The 16,029-nt window shown below is 48.6% G+C and carries 19 protein-coding genes; 14 read left to right on the top strand and 5 right to left on the bottom strand.

Annotation, left to right across the window (positions count from 1 at the left end; all coding sequences use genetic code 11):
* Positions 1–73 precede the first annotated feature (73 nt).
* The 6 genes from B5D35_RS01795 (at position 74) to ruvX (ending at position 4,243) form a co-directional block, all read left to right on the top strand.
* Entirely contained in the window at positions 74–565 is a 492-nt protein-coding gene (locus B5D35_RS01795) for a SprT family zinc-dependent metalloprotease (protein WP_078751004.1), read from the top strand.
* A 117-nt stretch (positions 566–682) separates the two neighbouring features.
* Positions 683–1,387, top strand: coding sequence for a deoxyribonuclease I (gene endA, locus B5D35_RS01790; RefSeq protein ID WP_170915110.1), 705 nt, complete (start codon positions 683–685; stop codon positions 1,385–1,387).
* Positions 1,388–1,452: 65 nt separating this feature from the next.
* Positions 1,453–2,184, top strand: coding sequence for a 16S rRNA (uracil(1498)-N(3))-methyltransferase (gene rsmE / locus B5D35_RS01785; RefSeq protein WP_078750909.1), 732 nt, complete (start codon positions 1,453–1,455; stop codon positions 2,182–2,184).
* A gap of 13 nt (positions 2,185–2,197) precedes the next feature.
* Positions 2,198–3,145, top strand: a complete 948-nt coding sequence (gshB, locus tag B5D35_RS01780; protein ID WP_078750908.1) for a glutathione synthase — start codon at positions 2,198–2,200, stop codon at positions 3,143–3,145.
* Positions 3,146–3,240: 95 nt separating this feature from the next.
* Positions 3,241–3,804, top strand: coding sequence for a YqgE/AlgH family protein (locus B5D35_RS01775; protein WP_078750907.1), 564 nt, complete (start codon positions 3,241–3,243; stop codon positions 3,802–3,804).
* A 10-nt stretch (positions 3,805–3,814) separates the two neighbouring features.
* Positions 3,815–4,243 (top strand): Holliday junction resolvase RuvX, encoded by a 429-nt coding sequence (gene ruvX / locus B5D35_RS01770; RefSeq protein ID WP_078751003.1) that lies wholly within the window; start codon positions 3,815–3,817, stop codon positions 4,241–4,243.
* A gap of 39 nt (positions 4,244–4,282) precedes the next feature.
* Here ruvX and B5D35_RS01765 read toward each other — a convergent pair whose 3' ends face one another.
* Together B5D35_RS01765 and B5D35_RS01760 are read right to left on the bottom strand one after the other, a co-directional pair.
* On the bottom strand, positions 4,283–5,401 hold the full coding sequence (locus B5D35_RS01765; RefSeq protein ID WP_078750906.1) for a PilT/PilU family type 4a pilus ATPase: 1,119 nt from the start codon (positions 5,399–5,401) through the stop codon (positions 4,283–4,285).
* 3 nt (positions 5,402–5,404) lie between these two features.
* Positions 5,405–6,442: a type IV pilus twitching motility protein PilT gene (locus tag B5D35_RS01760; RefSeq protein WP_078750905.1), complete on the bottom strand. Its 1,038-nt coding sequence runs from the start codon at positions 6,440–6,442 to the stop codon at positions 5,405–5,407.
* 26 nt (positions 6,443–6,468) lie between these two features.
* Here B5D35_RS01760 and B5D35_RS01755 point away from each other — a divergent pair, with 26 nt between their 5' ends.
* The 8 genes from B5D35_RS01755 to B5D35_RS01720 all read left to right on the top strand — a co-directional run bounded on the left by B5D35_RS01755 (position 6,469) and on the right by B5D35_RS01720 (position 13,320).
* Positions 6,469–7,173 (top strand): YggS family pyridoxal phosphate-dependent enzyme, encoded by a 705-nt coding sequence (locus B5D35_RS01755; protein ID WP_078750904.1) that lies wholly within the window; start codon positions 6,469–6,471, stop codon positions 7,171–7,173.
* Between the two features lie 47 nt (positions 7,174–7,220).
* Entirely contained in the window at positions 7,221–8,039 is an 819-nt protein-coding gene (gene proC / locus B5D35_RS01750) for a pyrroline-5-carboxylate reductase (protein WP_078750903.1), read from the top strand.
* A gap of 9 nt (positions 8,040–8,048) precedes the next feature.
* Positions 8,049–8,609 (top strand): YggT family protein, encoded by a 561-nt coding sequence (locus B5D35_RS01745; RefSeq protein WP_078750902.1) that lies wholly within the window; start codon positions 8,049–8,051, stop codon positions 8,607–8,609.
* Positions 8,610–8,612: 3 nt separating this feature from the next.
* Positions 8,613–8,927, top strand: coding sequence for a DUF167 family protein YggU (gene yggU / locus B5D35_RS01740; protein ID WP_078750901.1), 315 nt, complete (start codon positions 8,613–8,615; stop codon positions 8,925–8,927).
* Positions 8,928–8,983: 56 nt separating this feature from the next.
* The gene (locus tag B5D35_RS01735; RefSeq protein ID WP_078750900.1) at positions 8,984–9,421 is read left to right on the top strand and encodes a DUF4426 domain-containing protein; all 438 of its coding nucleotides are present in this window, start codon (positions 8,984–8,986) and stop codon (positions 9,419–9,421) included.
* Positions 9,422–9,535: 114 nt separating this feature from the next.
* On the top strand, positions 9,536–10,135 hold the full coding sequence (locus B5D35_RS01730) for an XTP/dITP diphosphatase (RefSeq protein ID WP_078750899.1): 600 nt from the start codon (positions 9,536–9,538) through the stop codon (positions 10,133–10,135).
* 6 nt (positions 10,136–10,141) lie between these two features.
* On the top strand, positions 10,142–11,293 hold the full coding sequence (gene hemW, locus B5D35_RS01725; protein ID WP_078750898.1) for a radical SAM family heme chaperone HemW: 1,152 nt from the start codon (positions 10,142–10,144) through the stop codon (positions 11,291–11,293).
* 74 nt (positions 11,294–11,367) lie between these two features.
* On the top strand, positions 11,368–13,320 hold the full coding sequence (locus B5D35_RS01720) for a DUF3857 domain-containing transglutaminase family protein (RefSeq protein WP_078750897.1): 1,953 nt from the start codon (positions 11,368–11,370) through the stop codon (positions 13,318–13,320).
* Between the two features lie 69 nt (positions 13,321–13,389).
* Here B5D35_RS01720 and B5D35_RS01715 read toward each other — a convergent pair whose 3' ends face one another.
* From B5D35_RS01715 to trmB, 3 genes are all read right to left on the bottom strand, one after another.
* Complete coding sequence (locus B5D35_RS01715; protein WP_078750896.1) at positions 13,390–14,154, bottom strand: DUF2884 family protein; 765 nt, start codon at positions 14,152–14,154, stop codon at positions 13,390–13,392.
* A 72-nt stretch (positions 14,155–14,226) separates the two neighbouring features.
* On the bottom strand, positions 14,227–15,147 hold the full coding sequence (gene glsB, locus B5D35_RS01710; protein WP_078750895.1) for a glutaminase B: 921 nt from the start codon (positions 15,145–15,147) through the stop codon (positions 14,227–14,229).
* A gap of 104 nt (positions 15,148–15,251) precedes the next feature.
* Complete coding sequence (gene trmB, locus B5D35_RS01705) at positions 15,252–15,968, bottom strand: tRNA (guanosine(46)-N7)-methyltransferase TrmB (RefSeq protein ID WP_078751002.1); 717 nt, start codon at positions 15,966–15,968, stop codon at positions 15,252–15,254.
* Between the last annotated feature and the right edge of the window lie 61 nt (positions 15,969–16,029).

The raw sequence follows: 16,029 nt of genomic DNA, 5'->3' as shown, positions 1-16,029 counted from the left end.
AAAGGGAAGCTCAGGCTTCCCTTTTTCATTTCTATTCCCTACTCTGATGGCGTTATCTCAGAGCCTCAAAACCATGAACGAACTCCACTACCGAATTACGCAACGCGTCAGCGAATGCATCGCTATCGCCAATCAGCAATTAGGCTGTGACATGCCCGTACCTGCGATTCGGTTTGATATTCGCGGTAAAACTGCGGGTATGGCGTTACTTCAACGTTGGGTATTGCGTTTCAATCCGGTTTTGCTTGAGGAGAACAGTGACGCGTTTTTTCGTGAAGTGGTACCCCATGAAGTCGCACATCTCATCGTGTTTGCACGATTCGGAAAAGTAAAACCCCACGGCAAGGAATGGCAAGCCGTGATGCTTCGTGTTTTTGGTATTCAGCCTCAAACCACACACAGCTTTGACGTGTCGTCTGTAGAAGGAAAAACGTTTACTTACCAGTGCGCCTGCGATCACATGCAGCTTTCGGTTCGTCGCCACAACAAGGTCCAACGCCAGCAAGCACAATACATTTGTCGCCGCTGCAAGCACCCCCTCACCTTCACCCAAACGATGCAATAATCATCACGTTTACTATCGATAACATCATAAATTGGCACTAATTTGATGAGATTTATCTCGCAATAGTCTGTAATAATCAGGTCTCTCAATTTCCTCAAACAAACAGACGACCTGATAATGAAACGACTTCTGATGCTGATGTCAGCATTGCTTTTTACCTTTCCTGCACTCGCAGAGCATCCCCAGTCCTTTTCAAAAGCTAAACGCATCGCTCTTAAAATCTATGATGACTATCCGGTTTCTTTTTACTGTGGTTGCGATATTGAGTGGAAAGGAAAAAAAGGCATTCCCGACTTAGAGGCTTGCGGCTACACCGTGCGTAAACAAGAAAAACGTGCCAGCCGCATCGAGTGGGAACATGTTGTACCTGCATGGCAATTCGGCCACCAGCGTCAATGCTGGCAAGACGGCGGTCGCAAGAACTGCAGCCGCAACGATGTCGCTTTTAAACTCATGGAAGCTGATCTCCATAACCTTGTCCCTGCGATAGGAGAAGTGAACGGCGACCGCTCTAACTATCGCTTTTCACAATGGAATGGTGATAAAGGTGCGTTCTATGGACGCTGTGAGATGAAAGTAGATTTCAAGCAACGCGTGGTAGAGCCACCAACACAAAGTCGCGGAGCCATCGCGCGTACTTATAAGTACATGAACAAACAGTATGATTTCAGGCTTGCATCAGCCCAAAAAAAACTGATGGACGCGTGGGATAAAACCTACCCAGTAACAGAATGGGAGTGCGAGCGAGACCGTCGCATCGCCCGTGAACAGGGCAATCATAATCCGTTTGTTCTCTCTGCCTGCCAGAAAGCCAACCTCTAAAACTACAGTCTTTGAGCAGCAGCGTGATACACTGCTGCTCATTGTCATCCAGTCATTTAAATACCATGCGTATCCCTAGAATTTTCCATCCTGAATTGTTGCCAAACACGGGCCGAGTGTCGCTAAGCGATGAGGCTGCTAACCACGTAGGTCGAGTCTTGCGAATGCAGGCGGGTCAGGAAGTGTTGTTGTTTGATGGCAGCAATGCTGAATTCCCAGCCGTCATTGCAGAAGCGGGGAAAAAGTCAGTCAGCGTTGATATCGTTGAACGCGTGGAGAACAGCATCGAGTCCCCCCTTGATCTGCATTTAGGTCAGGTCATCAGCCGCGGCGACAAGATGGAATTTACGATTCAGAAATCCGTGGAGCTTGGTGTCAACGTCATCACCCCACTCATTTCTGAGCGCTGTGGTGTGAAACTCAATGCCGAACGCTTTGACAAAAAGCTTCAGCAATGGCAAAAAATTGCGATTGCTGCGTGTGAACAAAGTGGCCGAAACAAAGTACCAGAGATCCGTCCTGTGATGTCGCTGGATGACTGGGCACAGGAGGCATTCGACGGCTTAAAGCTCAACCTTCACCCTCGTGCGAAATACTCTATCAATACGCTGCCACAACCAGTAAACCGTGTGCGCTTGTTGATTGGTCCTGAAGGCGGCCTATCGACAGAAGAAATTGAAAGAACCCGCGAGTTTGGATTTGAAGAAACACTGCTTGGCCCCCGCGTACTTCGCACTGAAACAGCAGCATTAACCGCAATTACAGCACTGCAAGTTCGCTTTGGTGATCTTGGTTAATAAGGACAGATACATGATCAAACTTGGCGTTGTGATGGATCCGATTGAATCCATCAACATTAAAAAAGATTCCTCCTTTGCCATGATGCTCGAAGCACAGCGTCGAGGCTGGGAAATTCACTATATGCAAATGAACGACTTGTCGCTTGAGCAAGGCAAAGCACTGGCTCGCACCAAGATCGTGACGCTAGAAGAAAACCCAGAAAAATGGTTTGACGTACAAAGCGAACAAGAAATCGCACTGGCTGATCTCGATGCCGTTTTGATGCGAAAAAATCCGCCATTTGATACCGAGTACATCTACGCCACATACATCCTTGAACGAGCAGAAGTTGAAGGTTGTTTGATCGTCAATAAACCGCAGAGCCTGCGTGATTGTAACGAAAAGCTCTTTACTGCGTGGTTCCCGGAGCACACCCCCATCACGCTAGTAACGCGTCGCGCTGACCAAATCAAAGCATTCCATGAAAAGCACGGTGACATCATCCTTAAGCCTCTTGATGGCATGGGCGGTTCATCCATTTTCCGCGTGAAGAAAGGCGATCCCAACCTGTCAGTGATCATCGAAACGCTGACGGCCCTTGGCAACAATTACTGTATGGCACAGACGTTCGTGCCTGATATCAGTAATGGCGACAAACGCATTCTGGTCGTTGATGGCGAGCCTATGCCATATTGTCTGGCACGCATTCCAGCAAAAGGCGAAACGCGTGGAAACTTGGCTGCTGGCGGTCGTGGTGAAGCGCGTCCTCTTAGCGAAACAGATTGGGCAATTGCTCGCGCTGTTGCGCCTACGCTAAAAGAAAAAGGCCTGATTTTCGTTGGTCTGGACATTATCGGTGACAAGCTGACCGAGATTAACGTAACCAGCCCTACGTGCATCCGAGAGATTGAAGCCGCGTTTGACATCAACATCAGCGGCAAATTGATGGATGCAATTGCAGCGCGTATTGAAAAGTAACAGAATGACAACTGGACGGAATTGCCCGTCCAGACCTGACATTCACACACTTACTGCGCATACTTTCAGTAAGCTCACGAATTATGAAGGGCGCCATGAATCTTAAAAATCATTTCCTTGTCGCCATGCCCAGCATGGTTGATGAGCGTTTTAAGCATAGTGTCGTCTACATGTGCGAGCACAATGACGACGGTGCGATGGGGCTGATGATCAACCAGCCTATCAATATTTCTGTTGCCAGCATGTTGGATCAGATTGAGGTCGATCGTGAACAAGATATCACGCACCCGATTAGTCTAGATCAACCCGTTTTATTTGGCGGCCCCGTGTCTGAAGACCGTGGTTTTGTACTGCATAAAAACGACAAACAGTTTAGTTCAAGCATTCACCTAACAGAAAACCTGACCGTCACCACATCTAAGGATATTCTTAGCATTCTCGGTACCAACGAGGAGCCCGACCAGTTTATTGTTGCGCTGGGTTATGCAGGATGGGAAGCCGGACAACTTGAGCTGGAACTGGCGGAGAACAGTTGGCTAACCATTGAAGCTGACCCCGCGGTGATCTTCGACACGCCCATTAATGAGCGTTGGGAAAAGGCGTTGAAACAAATGGGGATCAGCGCGCTAAATCTATCGTCCGATATAGGACATGCTTGAGAAACACACCATGAGTAACATTCAAAGCGTGCTGGGTTTTGACTACGGCACAAAAAGCATTGGCGTCGCCATTGGCCAAGCTATCACGGGTACTGCACGCCCACTTAAAGCCCTGAAAGCCAAAGATGGCATTCCAAGTTGGGACGCAATCGAAGCCATATTGAAAGAGTGGGTGCCTGATCTGGTCGTTGTCGGCTTGCCGTTGGACTTGCATGGTGGAGAACTTGCTACCATCACTCCTCGCGCCCGCAAGTTTGCTAACCGCCTCAAAGGCCGTTTTGGGGTAAACGTTGAGTTGCATGACGAGCGCTTAACCACCACCGAAGCGCGCTCATCTCTTTTCGAGCATGGTGGCTACAAAGCTCTCGGGAAAGGCGAAATCGACAGCCAGTCGGCGGTGATCATTGTCGAAAGCTGGTTCGAAAGTCAGTATCAATAACGCGTAAAAAGGTGCCATCGGCACCTTTTTCATTTCAGCTTATTTCCCTTCAATACTGACGTCAGCCATCGCGATAGAATGGGTTGGCGCTTGCTCTTCCATCTTCATCATTAATTTCAACTCATTACGAGAATCTGCATGATGGAGCGCTTCATCTTTTGATATCTTGCCGCTCTTAAACAAGTCAAACAGCGACCGATCAAAAGTGCACATTCCTGCATTGTTACCTTTGCGGATACACTCTTTCAGCTCATGTAGCTCTCCGCGTCGAATAAGGTCGGAAACGTTAGAGGTATTGAGCAGCAGCTCATAGGCACCATGTCGCCCCACACCACTGATATCAGGGATCAGCTGTTGAGCTAATACCGCTTTCAAATTCAGCGACATATCAAACAAGAACTGCTCTCGGCGTTCTTTAGGTACCAAATGCAATACCCGCTCAAGAGCTTGGTTTGCATTGTTTGCATGTAAGGTCGCAATACACAAGTGGCCCGTCTCTGCAAACTGCATGGCATATTCCATGGTTTCACGGCTGCGGATCTCACCGATCATGATCATATCTGGCGCTTGACGCAGCGAGTTTTTGAGTGCCACTTCGTAGCTTTCGGTATCGATCCCAATCTCACGCTGGGTCACAATGCACCTGTCGTGGGGATGGATAAACTCAATCGGATCTTCCACCGTTAATATATGACCGCTGCGCGAGTTGTTTCTAAACCCGACCATTGCCGCCATCGACGTGGATTTCCCCGACCCCGTAGCACCGACAATCAATATCAACCCACGTTTTGCAATGGCTAAATCCTGCATAACACCGGGTAAGCCCAATGCATTAATCTGAGGAATCTGGGTTTCAATCCTTCGAATCACCATGCCAGGAAGGTCTCGTTGCCAAAAAGCACTGACACGGAAACGGCCAGCCTCTGTCATCAGTGCGAAATTGGCTTCCCTATCACGAAGATAGTGTTGATAGCGTTCATTCCCCATGGCCTGCTGAACCAGTGATCCCACTTCGTTTTCATTCAGCGCGTCCCCAACAGGTTTTAAACTGCCATCAACTCTTAGCATGCATGGCGCACCAACAGTAATATATCCATCCGATGCACTCATGCTTTTCATGTCGTGCAATAACCCTGTCAGTTCGATTCCATTCGTCATGCGTTACATTCCTGTTCCAGCGTTATCCTTCGCTTTCGTTGCTTCAGCCGCATCAATCATGCCTTGCGCCACTAAGTTCCTGAGTGATTGATCCATGGTTTGCATACCCAGCCCTGCCCCGGTTTGGATCATAGAGAACATCTGGGCCACTTTGTCTTCACGGATCAAGTTACGAATTGCGGGCGTTGCAATCATGATTTCATGCGCCGCCACACGCCCCCCCGTCACTTGCTTAACCAATTTTTGAGAAACCACGGCTCTGAGGGATTCAGACAGCATAGAACGTACCATAGGCTTATCCGCGCCAGGGAATACATCAATAATACGGTCGATGGTTTTCGCCGCACTCGACGTGTGGAGCGTGCCAAAAACCAAGTGACCGGTTTCTGCTGCCGTTAGCGCAAGGCTGATAGTCTCTTTATCGCGCAGCTCACCCACCAAAATCACATCCGGATCTTCACGCAATGCGGAACGAAGCGCATTGTTAAACGACAGTGTGTCTCTGTGAACTTCACGTTGGTTAATCAAACAGTTTTTCTGCTCGTGAATAAATTCGATCGGGTCTTCTATGGTCAAAATGTGGCGATGCTGCTCATTGTTAATTTTATTGACCATCGCCGCTAACGTGGTGGATTTACCGGAGCCGGTTGGCCCCGTGACTAACACCAAGCCTTTTTGATATTGCGTGAATTGTTCAAATACTGACGGGGCATTAATGGCTTCCAATGACGGGATCTTAGAGGGAATCGTCCTGAATACTGCCGCGCAACCCCTTGATTGTTGAAATGCATTAACGCGGAAGCGGCCAACAGAGGCCAGTTCAAATGAGAAGTCGACTTCGAGGTTTTGCTCAAACTCACGCTGCTGCCCGTCATTCATCACATCAAATATCAGACGGTTCACCTCATCATTGCTCAGTGGCGGCAAGCTCAGCTTGCGAACATCACCATCTACGCGGACCATTGGAGATACCCCTGCAGAAAGATGTAGATCTGAGGCATTATGCTTTACACTAAAGTCCAATAATTCCGTAATATCCATTAATACGTTTCCTCGCAGAATCAACCATGTGTAGTATCAAACAAAACCTAGAACAGGTCACCAGCCAAATTGACAGTGCCGCACAAAAATGCGGGAGAGACGCCTCTGGCGTGCAATTATTGGCGGTAAGTAAAACCAAGCCCATAGAGGCGATCGCTGAAGCCATTAAGGTTGGGCATCGTCAGTTTGGTGAAAATTACGTGCAGGAAGGCATCGAGAAGATTGCCCATTTCTGTGAAACACACCCTGAATTGGAGTGGCACTTTATCGGGCCAATTCAATCTAACAAAACCAAACCCATTGCAGAGAATTTCGACTGGGTACACTCCATTGACCGAGCCAAAATTGCACGTCGATTGAGTGAACAACGACCAGAGAACATGAAACCTCTGCAGGTACTGATTCAAATCAATACCAGTGGTGAAGACTCAAAGTCTGGTACTGGGTTTAATGACGTACGTGAACTGGCATCCATCATTGATGATCTGCCAGGTATGACTTTGCGTGGTTTAATGTGTATCCCGCAGCCAGAGTCAGATGAGGCCAAACAACGCGACGCGTTTGCACCGATTTCAGCGTTGTTTGAAGAAATGAAAGCATCGCGTCCCGCGTTCGATACCCTTTCCATGGGAATGAGCGGTGATATGGATGCCGCCATTGCCTCAGGAAGCACCATGGTGCGCATTGGCACCGCAATTTTTGGCGCGCGTGATTATTCAAACCGCCAGTAACATAACAACCCGGGGACAACGTTACCCAATCAAAGGAGCATAGCTGGATGGAACAACGCACAATCGCCTTTCTAGGTGCTGGGAACATGGCACGCTCGATCATTACAGGTCTGCTTCAGTCCGGTTATCCCGCAGACAAAATTATCGCCGTGGACCGCACGCCAGAGACGAGCGCAGCGTTTCGTGAAACCTATGGCGTAAACGCCAACGAAAATGCGGTAGAAACGGCCAAACAGGCAGATGTGGTTGTACTGGCAGTTAAACCGCAAGACATGGCAACGCTGTTATCCTCAATGCAAGACGTTGATTGGTCGAACAAACTCGTCGTTTCTATTGCTGCAGGCATCTCAGTGGCTCGCCTATCAGAAATGGCGGGCGCTCCCCTTAAACTGGTTCGTGTGATGCCAAACACACCTTCGCTGGTTAGTGAAGGTATGAGTGGGCTTTATGCACCAAACTCAGTATCAGAAGATGATCGAACGTTTGCAGGCGAATTGCTACAAGCCGTAGGTAAAGTGTGCTGGGTCTCTGAAGAAGCCGGCATCAATGCCGTTATTGCTGCCGCTGGCAGTGCACCAGCCTACTTCTTCCGATTTATGGAAGCCATGCAAGCAGAAGCAGAACGCCAAGGTTTTGATAAGGCCACCGCACGTCTTCTCGTGCAGCAGTCCGCCCTCGGCGCAGCTAAAATGGTAGTTGCCAATCCGGACATTGAACTGGCAACCTTAAGAGAACAAGTCACATCCAAAGGCGGTACTACCGCTGAGGCATTGAACGTATTTAATAACAACCAACTGTCAGAGACGGTAGCAGAAGCCATGCAGGCTGCTGTGCGCCGCGCTGAAGAAATGGAAACGCTATTTTAGGGCAAAATTATGAACGCAATGTACTTTCTCGTTTCGACGCTTTTCAATCTCTACATAATGGTGGTGTTGCTGCGAGTATGGCTGCAGTGGTCACGCGCTGATTTTTATAATCCATTCAGTCAGTTTGTCGTAAAAGCAACGCAGCCAATTGTTGGGCCGTTACGTCGAATTATTCCGTCCATCGGCAACCTAGACCTAGCAACACTGCTCCTTGCTTTTGCTGTGTGTGTGGCGCAGATGGCAGCCTATGAATACTTAGGATTCATGACGTTTAACTTTCCGATAGTACTGGCCGCTGTCGTCGCGTTAGTAAAAGCCGCGGGTGGCCTTCTGTTTTGGGTGCTTATCCTTCGTGCAATTTTAAGCTGGGTAAGCCAAGGCCGCAGCCCTATTGAATACGTGATGGGTCAACTGACCGAACCTTTGGTCGCACCTATCCGCAGAGTGATTCCTTCGTTGGGCGGCTTGGATCTGAGCATTCTGATCCTATTTATCGCCCTTCAGTTTCTGAACTATGTGATTGGCGATATGCTGAGCCCATACTTCGGCAACCTGTGGTTCGTGCTGTAATTCATGACTCGTACCGCGCGTCCGGCTTGGCTGGAAGACGAAGACCTGATTATTCGGCTCTACATCCAGCCTAAAGCCAGCCGCGATCAGTGGATGGGGCAACATGGCGAGGAAATCAAACTCGCCATTACCGCACCACCGGTTGATGGCAAAGCCAACGCCCACCTTACCAAGTTTCTATCAAAGCAATTCAAAGTTGCAAAAGGACAGATAGACATTGAAAAAGGGGAATTAGGGCGTCACAAACAAGTCAGAATACACACACCAACTATCTACCCCGAGGTCATCAGTGTTCTGATTGCAGTCTCAACGCAGTAAATATATCGCGCACCTTTCCACGGTGCGTTTGTTTCATCAGACAAGGATTATGCGTCATGAAACGTTATCTACTCCCTCTTGTTAGCCTGCTTTTTATGGCAATGTCTCCAGCCTCTCACGCTGAGCAGAAAAAAGACATTGGCTCATTGGAAGTCCATTACTCTGCCCTAAACACCACCTTTGTCCCCCCTGTTGTTGCCAAAACCTATGGCATAAAACGCAGCAATGTAAACGCGCTTTTAAACGTTGCTATCTTGGACAAAAGTCGTGCGGGGAAACCAGCTGTAACCGCCGTCGTTACCGGAGAAGCCCGAAATTTTCTTGGCACCAAAAAGGCACTCACCTTCCGTGAAGTACGAGAGGGTGACGCTATTTATTATCTGGCAGAGATTCGATTTGCGAACGAAGAGAACTACGTCTTTGATATAGATATCAACGCCAAAGGAAATCGTGCAGGCAAACTGACGTTTCAACAGACCTTCTATGTCAACTGACATCCGACACGCGCCCTATCAATGAAAGATGACACGCAATGACTTTCCGGTATCATGGCGCCAATTAAGGCGCCGTTTTTCTATGGTCGGTGCACATACACTCAGGAGCTCAAGATGACAAAAGTGGTTCTGGCGACAGGTAACGTCGGCAAAGTAAAAGAGATGGCTGATTTGCTGCAAGACTTCGGTCTGGACGTGATTGCACAAAGTGAATTCGCCGTTGCTGATGCGGACGAAACGGGCACCACCTTTATTGAAAATGCCATCATTAAAGCTCGCCACGCTGCCAAGGAAACTGGCTTGCCCGCCATTGCAGACGATTCCGGTCTGGAAGTGGATTACCTGAATGGAGCGCCTGGCGTTTACAGTGCGCGTTATGCCGGTGAAGGTAAAGGCGACCAAGCAAATCTTGAGAAACTACTGACATGCATGGCAGACGCGCCGGACGACCAACGTACCGCGCGTTTTCACTGTGTGTTGGTATACATGCGCCACGCGAATGACCCGACGCCAGTGGTTTGCCACGGCGTGTTTGAAGGCAAGATCGCGCGTGAAGCTTCTGGCTCGCATGGCTTCGGCTATGACCCCGTGTTCTATGTTGAAGAGCAAGGTTGTACGCTGGCAAACATTGAGCCAGCAATTAAAAAACAAATTTCTCACCGTGGTCAGGCACTGAAGAAGTTGTTTGCCGCAATGCGCACAGAGAAGAAATAAGAAAACATGTCTGTTCAGATCCCTCTCAGTCTTTACGTGCACATTCCTTGGTGTGTGCAAAAATGCCCCTATTGTGATTTTAACTCGCACACCCTCAAAGGAGAGGTACCCGAGCAAGATTACATCTCGGCATTGTTGGATGATTTGCGAAAGGATTTAGCGCGGTTTAATGGTGTCAGTGGCCGTCTCCTGCATTCCATATTTATAGGTGGAGGCACACCGAGCCTGATGTCACCGGAAGAAATATCGCGCTTACTACGTGGCATTGACGCCGAAATTCCTTTTGCGGAAAACATCGAAGTCACGATGGAGGCCAACCCGGGCACGGTAGAAGCTGATAAATTTATCGCTTATCGCCAAGTTGGCGTAAACCGTATTTCCATTGGCGTACAGAGTTTTGATGACGAAAAGCTCCATCGTCTTGGCCGCATTCACGGCAGCGATGAAGCTAAACGTGCAGCAACACTAGCGCATGAAGCGGGACTGAACAGCTTTAATCTTGATTTGATGCACGGCCTTCCCGAACAAACGTTAGACGGCGCATTGGACGATCTTAAGCAGGCAATCGCGCTCAACCCGCCGCACCTGTCTTGGTATCAGCTGACTATCGAGCCGAATACGCAATACTACTCAAAACCCCCAACATTGCCTGACGACGATGACCTTTGGGACATTTTCGAACAGGGACACAAATTGCTGACAGATGCCGGTTATGTCCAATACGAAACCTCGGGTTACAGCAAGCCGGGTTACCAGTGTCAACACAACCTGAATTACTGGCGTTTTGGGGATTATTTGGGGATTGGCTGTGGTGCGCACGGCAAAATAACCCTCGAAGACGGTACCGTACAACGCACAGTAAAAGTGAAACACCCGCGCGGATATCTCGATTCTGAGAAAGAATACCTCAGCGAATTGCATATAGTGGAAGCAGATGAACTGCCGTTTGAGTTCTTCATGAACAGATTCAGATTGGTGGAAGCTTGCCCGAAAGAAGACTTTCCCGCTCGCACAGGTTTGCCTCTTGATGGAATTCAAGATGCTATCGCCAACGCGATTGAACAAGGCTTACTGGCTGACAATGACACCCATTGGCAAGTCACACAAAAAGGCCGACTGTTCTTGAACGACCTGCTCGCCGGCTTCATCGACGAATAAGACAGCCAATGCTGTCTTCGGCAAGGGAGTGGTTCCCTTGCCTTTGTTCTCTGTAGCAAAGGACAGCGTTGTAGATGAAGAAGTATCTGTTTGCCCTAGGTTTTCCTTTACTCACTTTGAGTACGGCTTACGCCGATGAAAGTCTTTACTCCCCACGCCCACATTGGGTGGTTCCTATTGGAGAGTTACCAGCCTATTCCAAGCAAGGTCACCATTACGATCAGCAATATTTGCTGGTTGATCGCCAGCTTGATCTTACCCAGCCGATCCCCACTGAATACAAACGTTACACCAGCAAGATCGTATCCATTGAAGGCGTAGAGTCCGCCTCTCAGTTATCGATCGACTTTGATCCTAGCTACCAGACGGTCAGCATTCATCGCTTAGAGATCGTTAGAAATGGCCAGATTATCGACCGAAAGGCGACAGCGAAAACGTCCCAGTTTAAACGTGAAATCGACTTAGATGCCTTGCTCTACAACGGTGAAGAAACCCTGCATTTGGTACTCGACGATGTAAGAGTCGGTGACATTATCGACTTCAGTTACAGCATTTCTGGTTTCAATCCGGTATTTGGAAATCATCGAGAGTGGTATATCAAAACAGGCTGGGCAACCAGTGTTTCCCTGGTAAACACCCGAATTCTCACGCCTAAAGACAGTACCATTCACGTCACGAACCTCGACGATAAGGGGCAAGGGAAGGTGTTAGAAACCGTCGACGGTGATGTACGAACCTTCTCTTACCAAGAAACAAACGGTCTCTATGATTTTGACGAGTCTGAGCAGCCTCGTTGGTTCAACCCCTACCCTTACTTGCATATTTCAAGCTACCAGAACTGGCAGGATGTCGTGAATTGGGCACTGCCACTTTACAACGCCCCAGAAGATGATGATGAAGTTCTCGCTATCGTCGAAGACATCAAAGAGACCTATCCAGACAATGTGGAGAAACAAATCGTCGCGGCCATTCATTTCGTCCAAAATAACATTCGTTATCTCGGTATTGAGAATGGCATTGGCTCACACAAGCCTCGACCGCCCGCCCAAATCATTTCCCAAGGCTATGGTGACTGCAAAGACAAGACCCTGCTGCTGGTTTCCATCTTAAAAGGAATGGGGATCGACGCCTTTCCTGCATTGGTCGACACCTTTTGGCGTGACCAACTCAGCGAGCAACCTGCGGCACCCTTTAGCTTTAACCACGTTATCGTGCAGATGAATTACGACGGCAAGTCTTGGTGGATTGATGCCACACGTACCCATCAAGGCAACCGCCTTGCTTCCATGGCACAATCACGGTTGGGCTATGCGCTTGTCATCAAACCCAACAATGACGCGCTAACTGAAATGGCACCACCCACTATCCCTGTCACTCAGGATGTCGAACAAAAATATGTCGTTAACCATGCCAACACACAGAGCTACCTGACCGTTAAAACCACCTATCGCGGCATTGAAGCAGAGCGTTGGCGTCGGTATCTTGAGTCTAAGCCACTGGTTGAACTCGGAGAGGAATACGCCAATTACTATGCGGCCTTCTTCAATACGCTCGATTTAATGCGCCCGCTGAGCGTATCTGACAACATGGAAAGCAATGAAGTTACAGTAAGCGAAGCCTATATCATTGATGGGTTGTGGTCGAAAAACGAAGACGCGTACACCTTCGTGATCTCAGGAGATATTGTCGATGACTACCTGACAAAGCCTGATTTAATCCGAAGAAAAACGCCGTTCAGATTTGGTACCGAAGGTGCGGTAAGGCAAAAAATAAAGCTAAGCTTGCCAGAAGCTTGGGATGTTGAGCCGACAAATCACACCATCAATGGGCCTTACTTTGAGTTTAAAAGCTCACTAAGCAAAGTATCAGCCCCCGGCGAGACCTTGTTTGATAAAACTTACGTCGAAGCCAATTATTTCTATCGTGCCAAGAAGCGACACGTTGAAGCCAAAGAGCTTCGGCAGTACTTAGGGGATATTGACGACGCATGGAACAGCGTCGATTACGAATTCACATACCGCCCGTGAGAAAACAACAGATATAAAAAACGCAGCGAAAGCTGCGTTTTTTTGTACAATCGTACGAATGAACGGACACTATCTGATCGTTACCGTTTTCAGGCCTGACAACGCCGGGATCAGATGCGATATCGCTTCTTCATGCTGCTGCCAAGCATTAAGGCGCTGGCAAAGATCTTTTTGCAGTGTCTTGGTTCTGTCTCTTTGCAATTTCGCCTCACCCACTAAACGATCTTGTAAAACGGCCATTTTCTCTGACATAAACTGCATTTTGTTTGTTTGCCCTTCGCTAAGCACAGCAATATCCATTAAGCCACGACTGCTTACTGTTGCGACGATTTGCGGAACACTCGCTTCAACTTCTCGAACCGTCTGCTTGAGTAATGTGTGGTTAAGCTGCGGTGCCTCTCGCTCAGCATTGAAGAGCGATGCATTGACCCGTGTTTGTAGGTACTGATGATATTGTCCTAGCTCACTGCGAAGGCTGCTTGTATCACCAAGCTCATCGGCGATAACTCCATCCAACGCCAGCCAAGAAGTCTGAAGCTCTTGAGATAACGTGCGGCCAATATAAGGCAAATCGTTTCTTACGGCTTTACTGTAGGCAGACAAGGACGCCTTTTGCTCATCATTCAGGTCTATCCGGTGAACATTCACAAAGAGTGTGCCCGCGGGTTCTATGCGAAAGCGGTTATTGTTACTTTCGATGATCACATTGTCCGCTTCAATAGCGATATCACTGTGTAAATCCGGACTGCAAACAGCAGCCTCTGAAAGAAACGGCAACGCCAATAACGCCAGTCCAAAGACGCTCCAAGCGCGTGTATCACTCAATCTACCCATAATCACCTCTCCATCACTTGTTTCTGGAGACCGCACTCAGTGCGTCAACGTCACGGCTTGAGCCGTAAAAATTTAAAATATCGAACGACCAATGCGCTCAGCAAGCAACTCCAATACCGCCGTGCCCGCTAGCGAATTACCCGAAGCATCAAGTTCAGGGGACCACACAGTGATAGACATCTCCCCCGGTACGATAGCGACGATACCGCCACCGACACCGGATTTACCCGGCATGCCCACACGGTATGCAAACTCACCCGCACCGTCATACAAACCGCACGTCGCAAGCAGTGCATTCAACTGCTTACATTGAGTCTGGTTGATAATTGTTTTTTCTGCGCCTAAAGGAAGTCCTTTGTTTGCCAGATAGTTAAATGTCTTCGCCAAATCCACACAGCTCATACGCAGCGCACAGTAGTGAAAATAGTTAGCCAGTACGGGCATAACATCATTCTCGAAATTTCCGAAAGCCCGCATCAAATAGGCGATCGACGCATTTCGATCCGCATGATCCATTTCTGATGCCGCGACCACTTTGTCGTAGCAAATATGCTCGTTACCTGAAAGGTGGCGAACAAATTCAAGCATACGCTGGCGAGGCGCAGACTGTCGGCTATGCAGCATGTCACACACAACCAACGCCCCCGCATTAATGAATGGGTTTCGTGGGATCCCCTGCTCCATTTCAAGCTGGATCATGGAGTTAAACGCCTGACCAGAAGGTTCCTTACCAACACGCTGCCATAACTCTTCAGGACTATAGTTTTGCAAGGCGAGCGTCAAACTGAGGACTTTAGATATCGACTGGATAGAAAAAGGTTCATGTGCGTCTCCCGCCGCAATGATTTCTCCATCGTTATAGCAAACGGCCACACCCAATCTATTCGCTGGCACTTCTTTTAAAGCAGGAATATAGCCAGCAACGTTTCCCTGCCCAATAAGTGGACGTACTTCTTCGAGGATGCCGTTTAACAGCTCTGGGATGGGTTTCATTACGATCTCCAATGGTCAAAAAAGCCAACACGAGGTTGGCTTTTGCGATTTTTCGTCGCCACCACTTTAGACGAGTGAGGCAATGATAATGTACGAGTTTTGTATTATTCGACGCGTGCGTATTTCATGTCCCATACGCCATGACCCAGACGGTGGCCACGTGCTTCGAACTTCGTCAAAGGACGCTCTTCTGGACGCTCAATGTACGAGCCATCAGTTGCCGTGTTCTTGTAACCCGGTGCAACGTCCATGACTTCCACCATATGCTCTGCGTAGTTTTCCCAGTCAGTCGCCATGTGGAAAATGCCGCCGATTTTAAGCTTATCACGCAACATTTGAACAAACTCAGGTTGAACAATACGACGCTTGTGGTGACGCGCTTTATGCCAAGGGTCTGGGAAGAACAGTTGAACCGTTTCAAGGCTGGCAACTGGCAGCATGTGTTCGAATACTTCAACCGCATCGTGGCACATGACTCGAAGATTCGTAATACCAGCGTCACGTGCAGCCATTAAACAAGCACCTACACCAGGGCTGTGCACTTCAATACCAATGAAGTTTTTCTCTGGCGCATTCTTTGCCATTTCAACCAAGGATGCACCCATGCCGAAGCCAATTTCCAGCACAACAGGGTTGTCGTTGCCGAACACTTCTGTCCAATTGAGTTGCTTCTCTTCGAAGTCAATACCCATTGTCGGCCAGCAGTCATTCATTGCCTGCTCCTGACCTTTAGTGAGTCGTCCTTCACGACGTACAAAGCTTCTGATTTTACGAAGAACTTTACCGTCTTCGGTCATTTCGGGTTTGATGACTTCTGCCATGGTTTTATGCCTGCAACTCAATAATGAAGAAAAGTTAAGCGGATCGCGCATTATCCAAAGA

Source organism: Enterovibrio nigricans DSM 22720 (assembly GCF_900167155.1).
Taxonomy (GTDB): domain Bacteria; phylum Pseudomonadota; class Gammaproteobacteria; order Enterobacterales; family Vibrionaceae; genus Enterovibrio; species Enterovibrio nigricans.
This window is presented reverse-complemented; position numbering and strand designations above follow the sequence as displayed.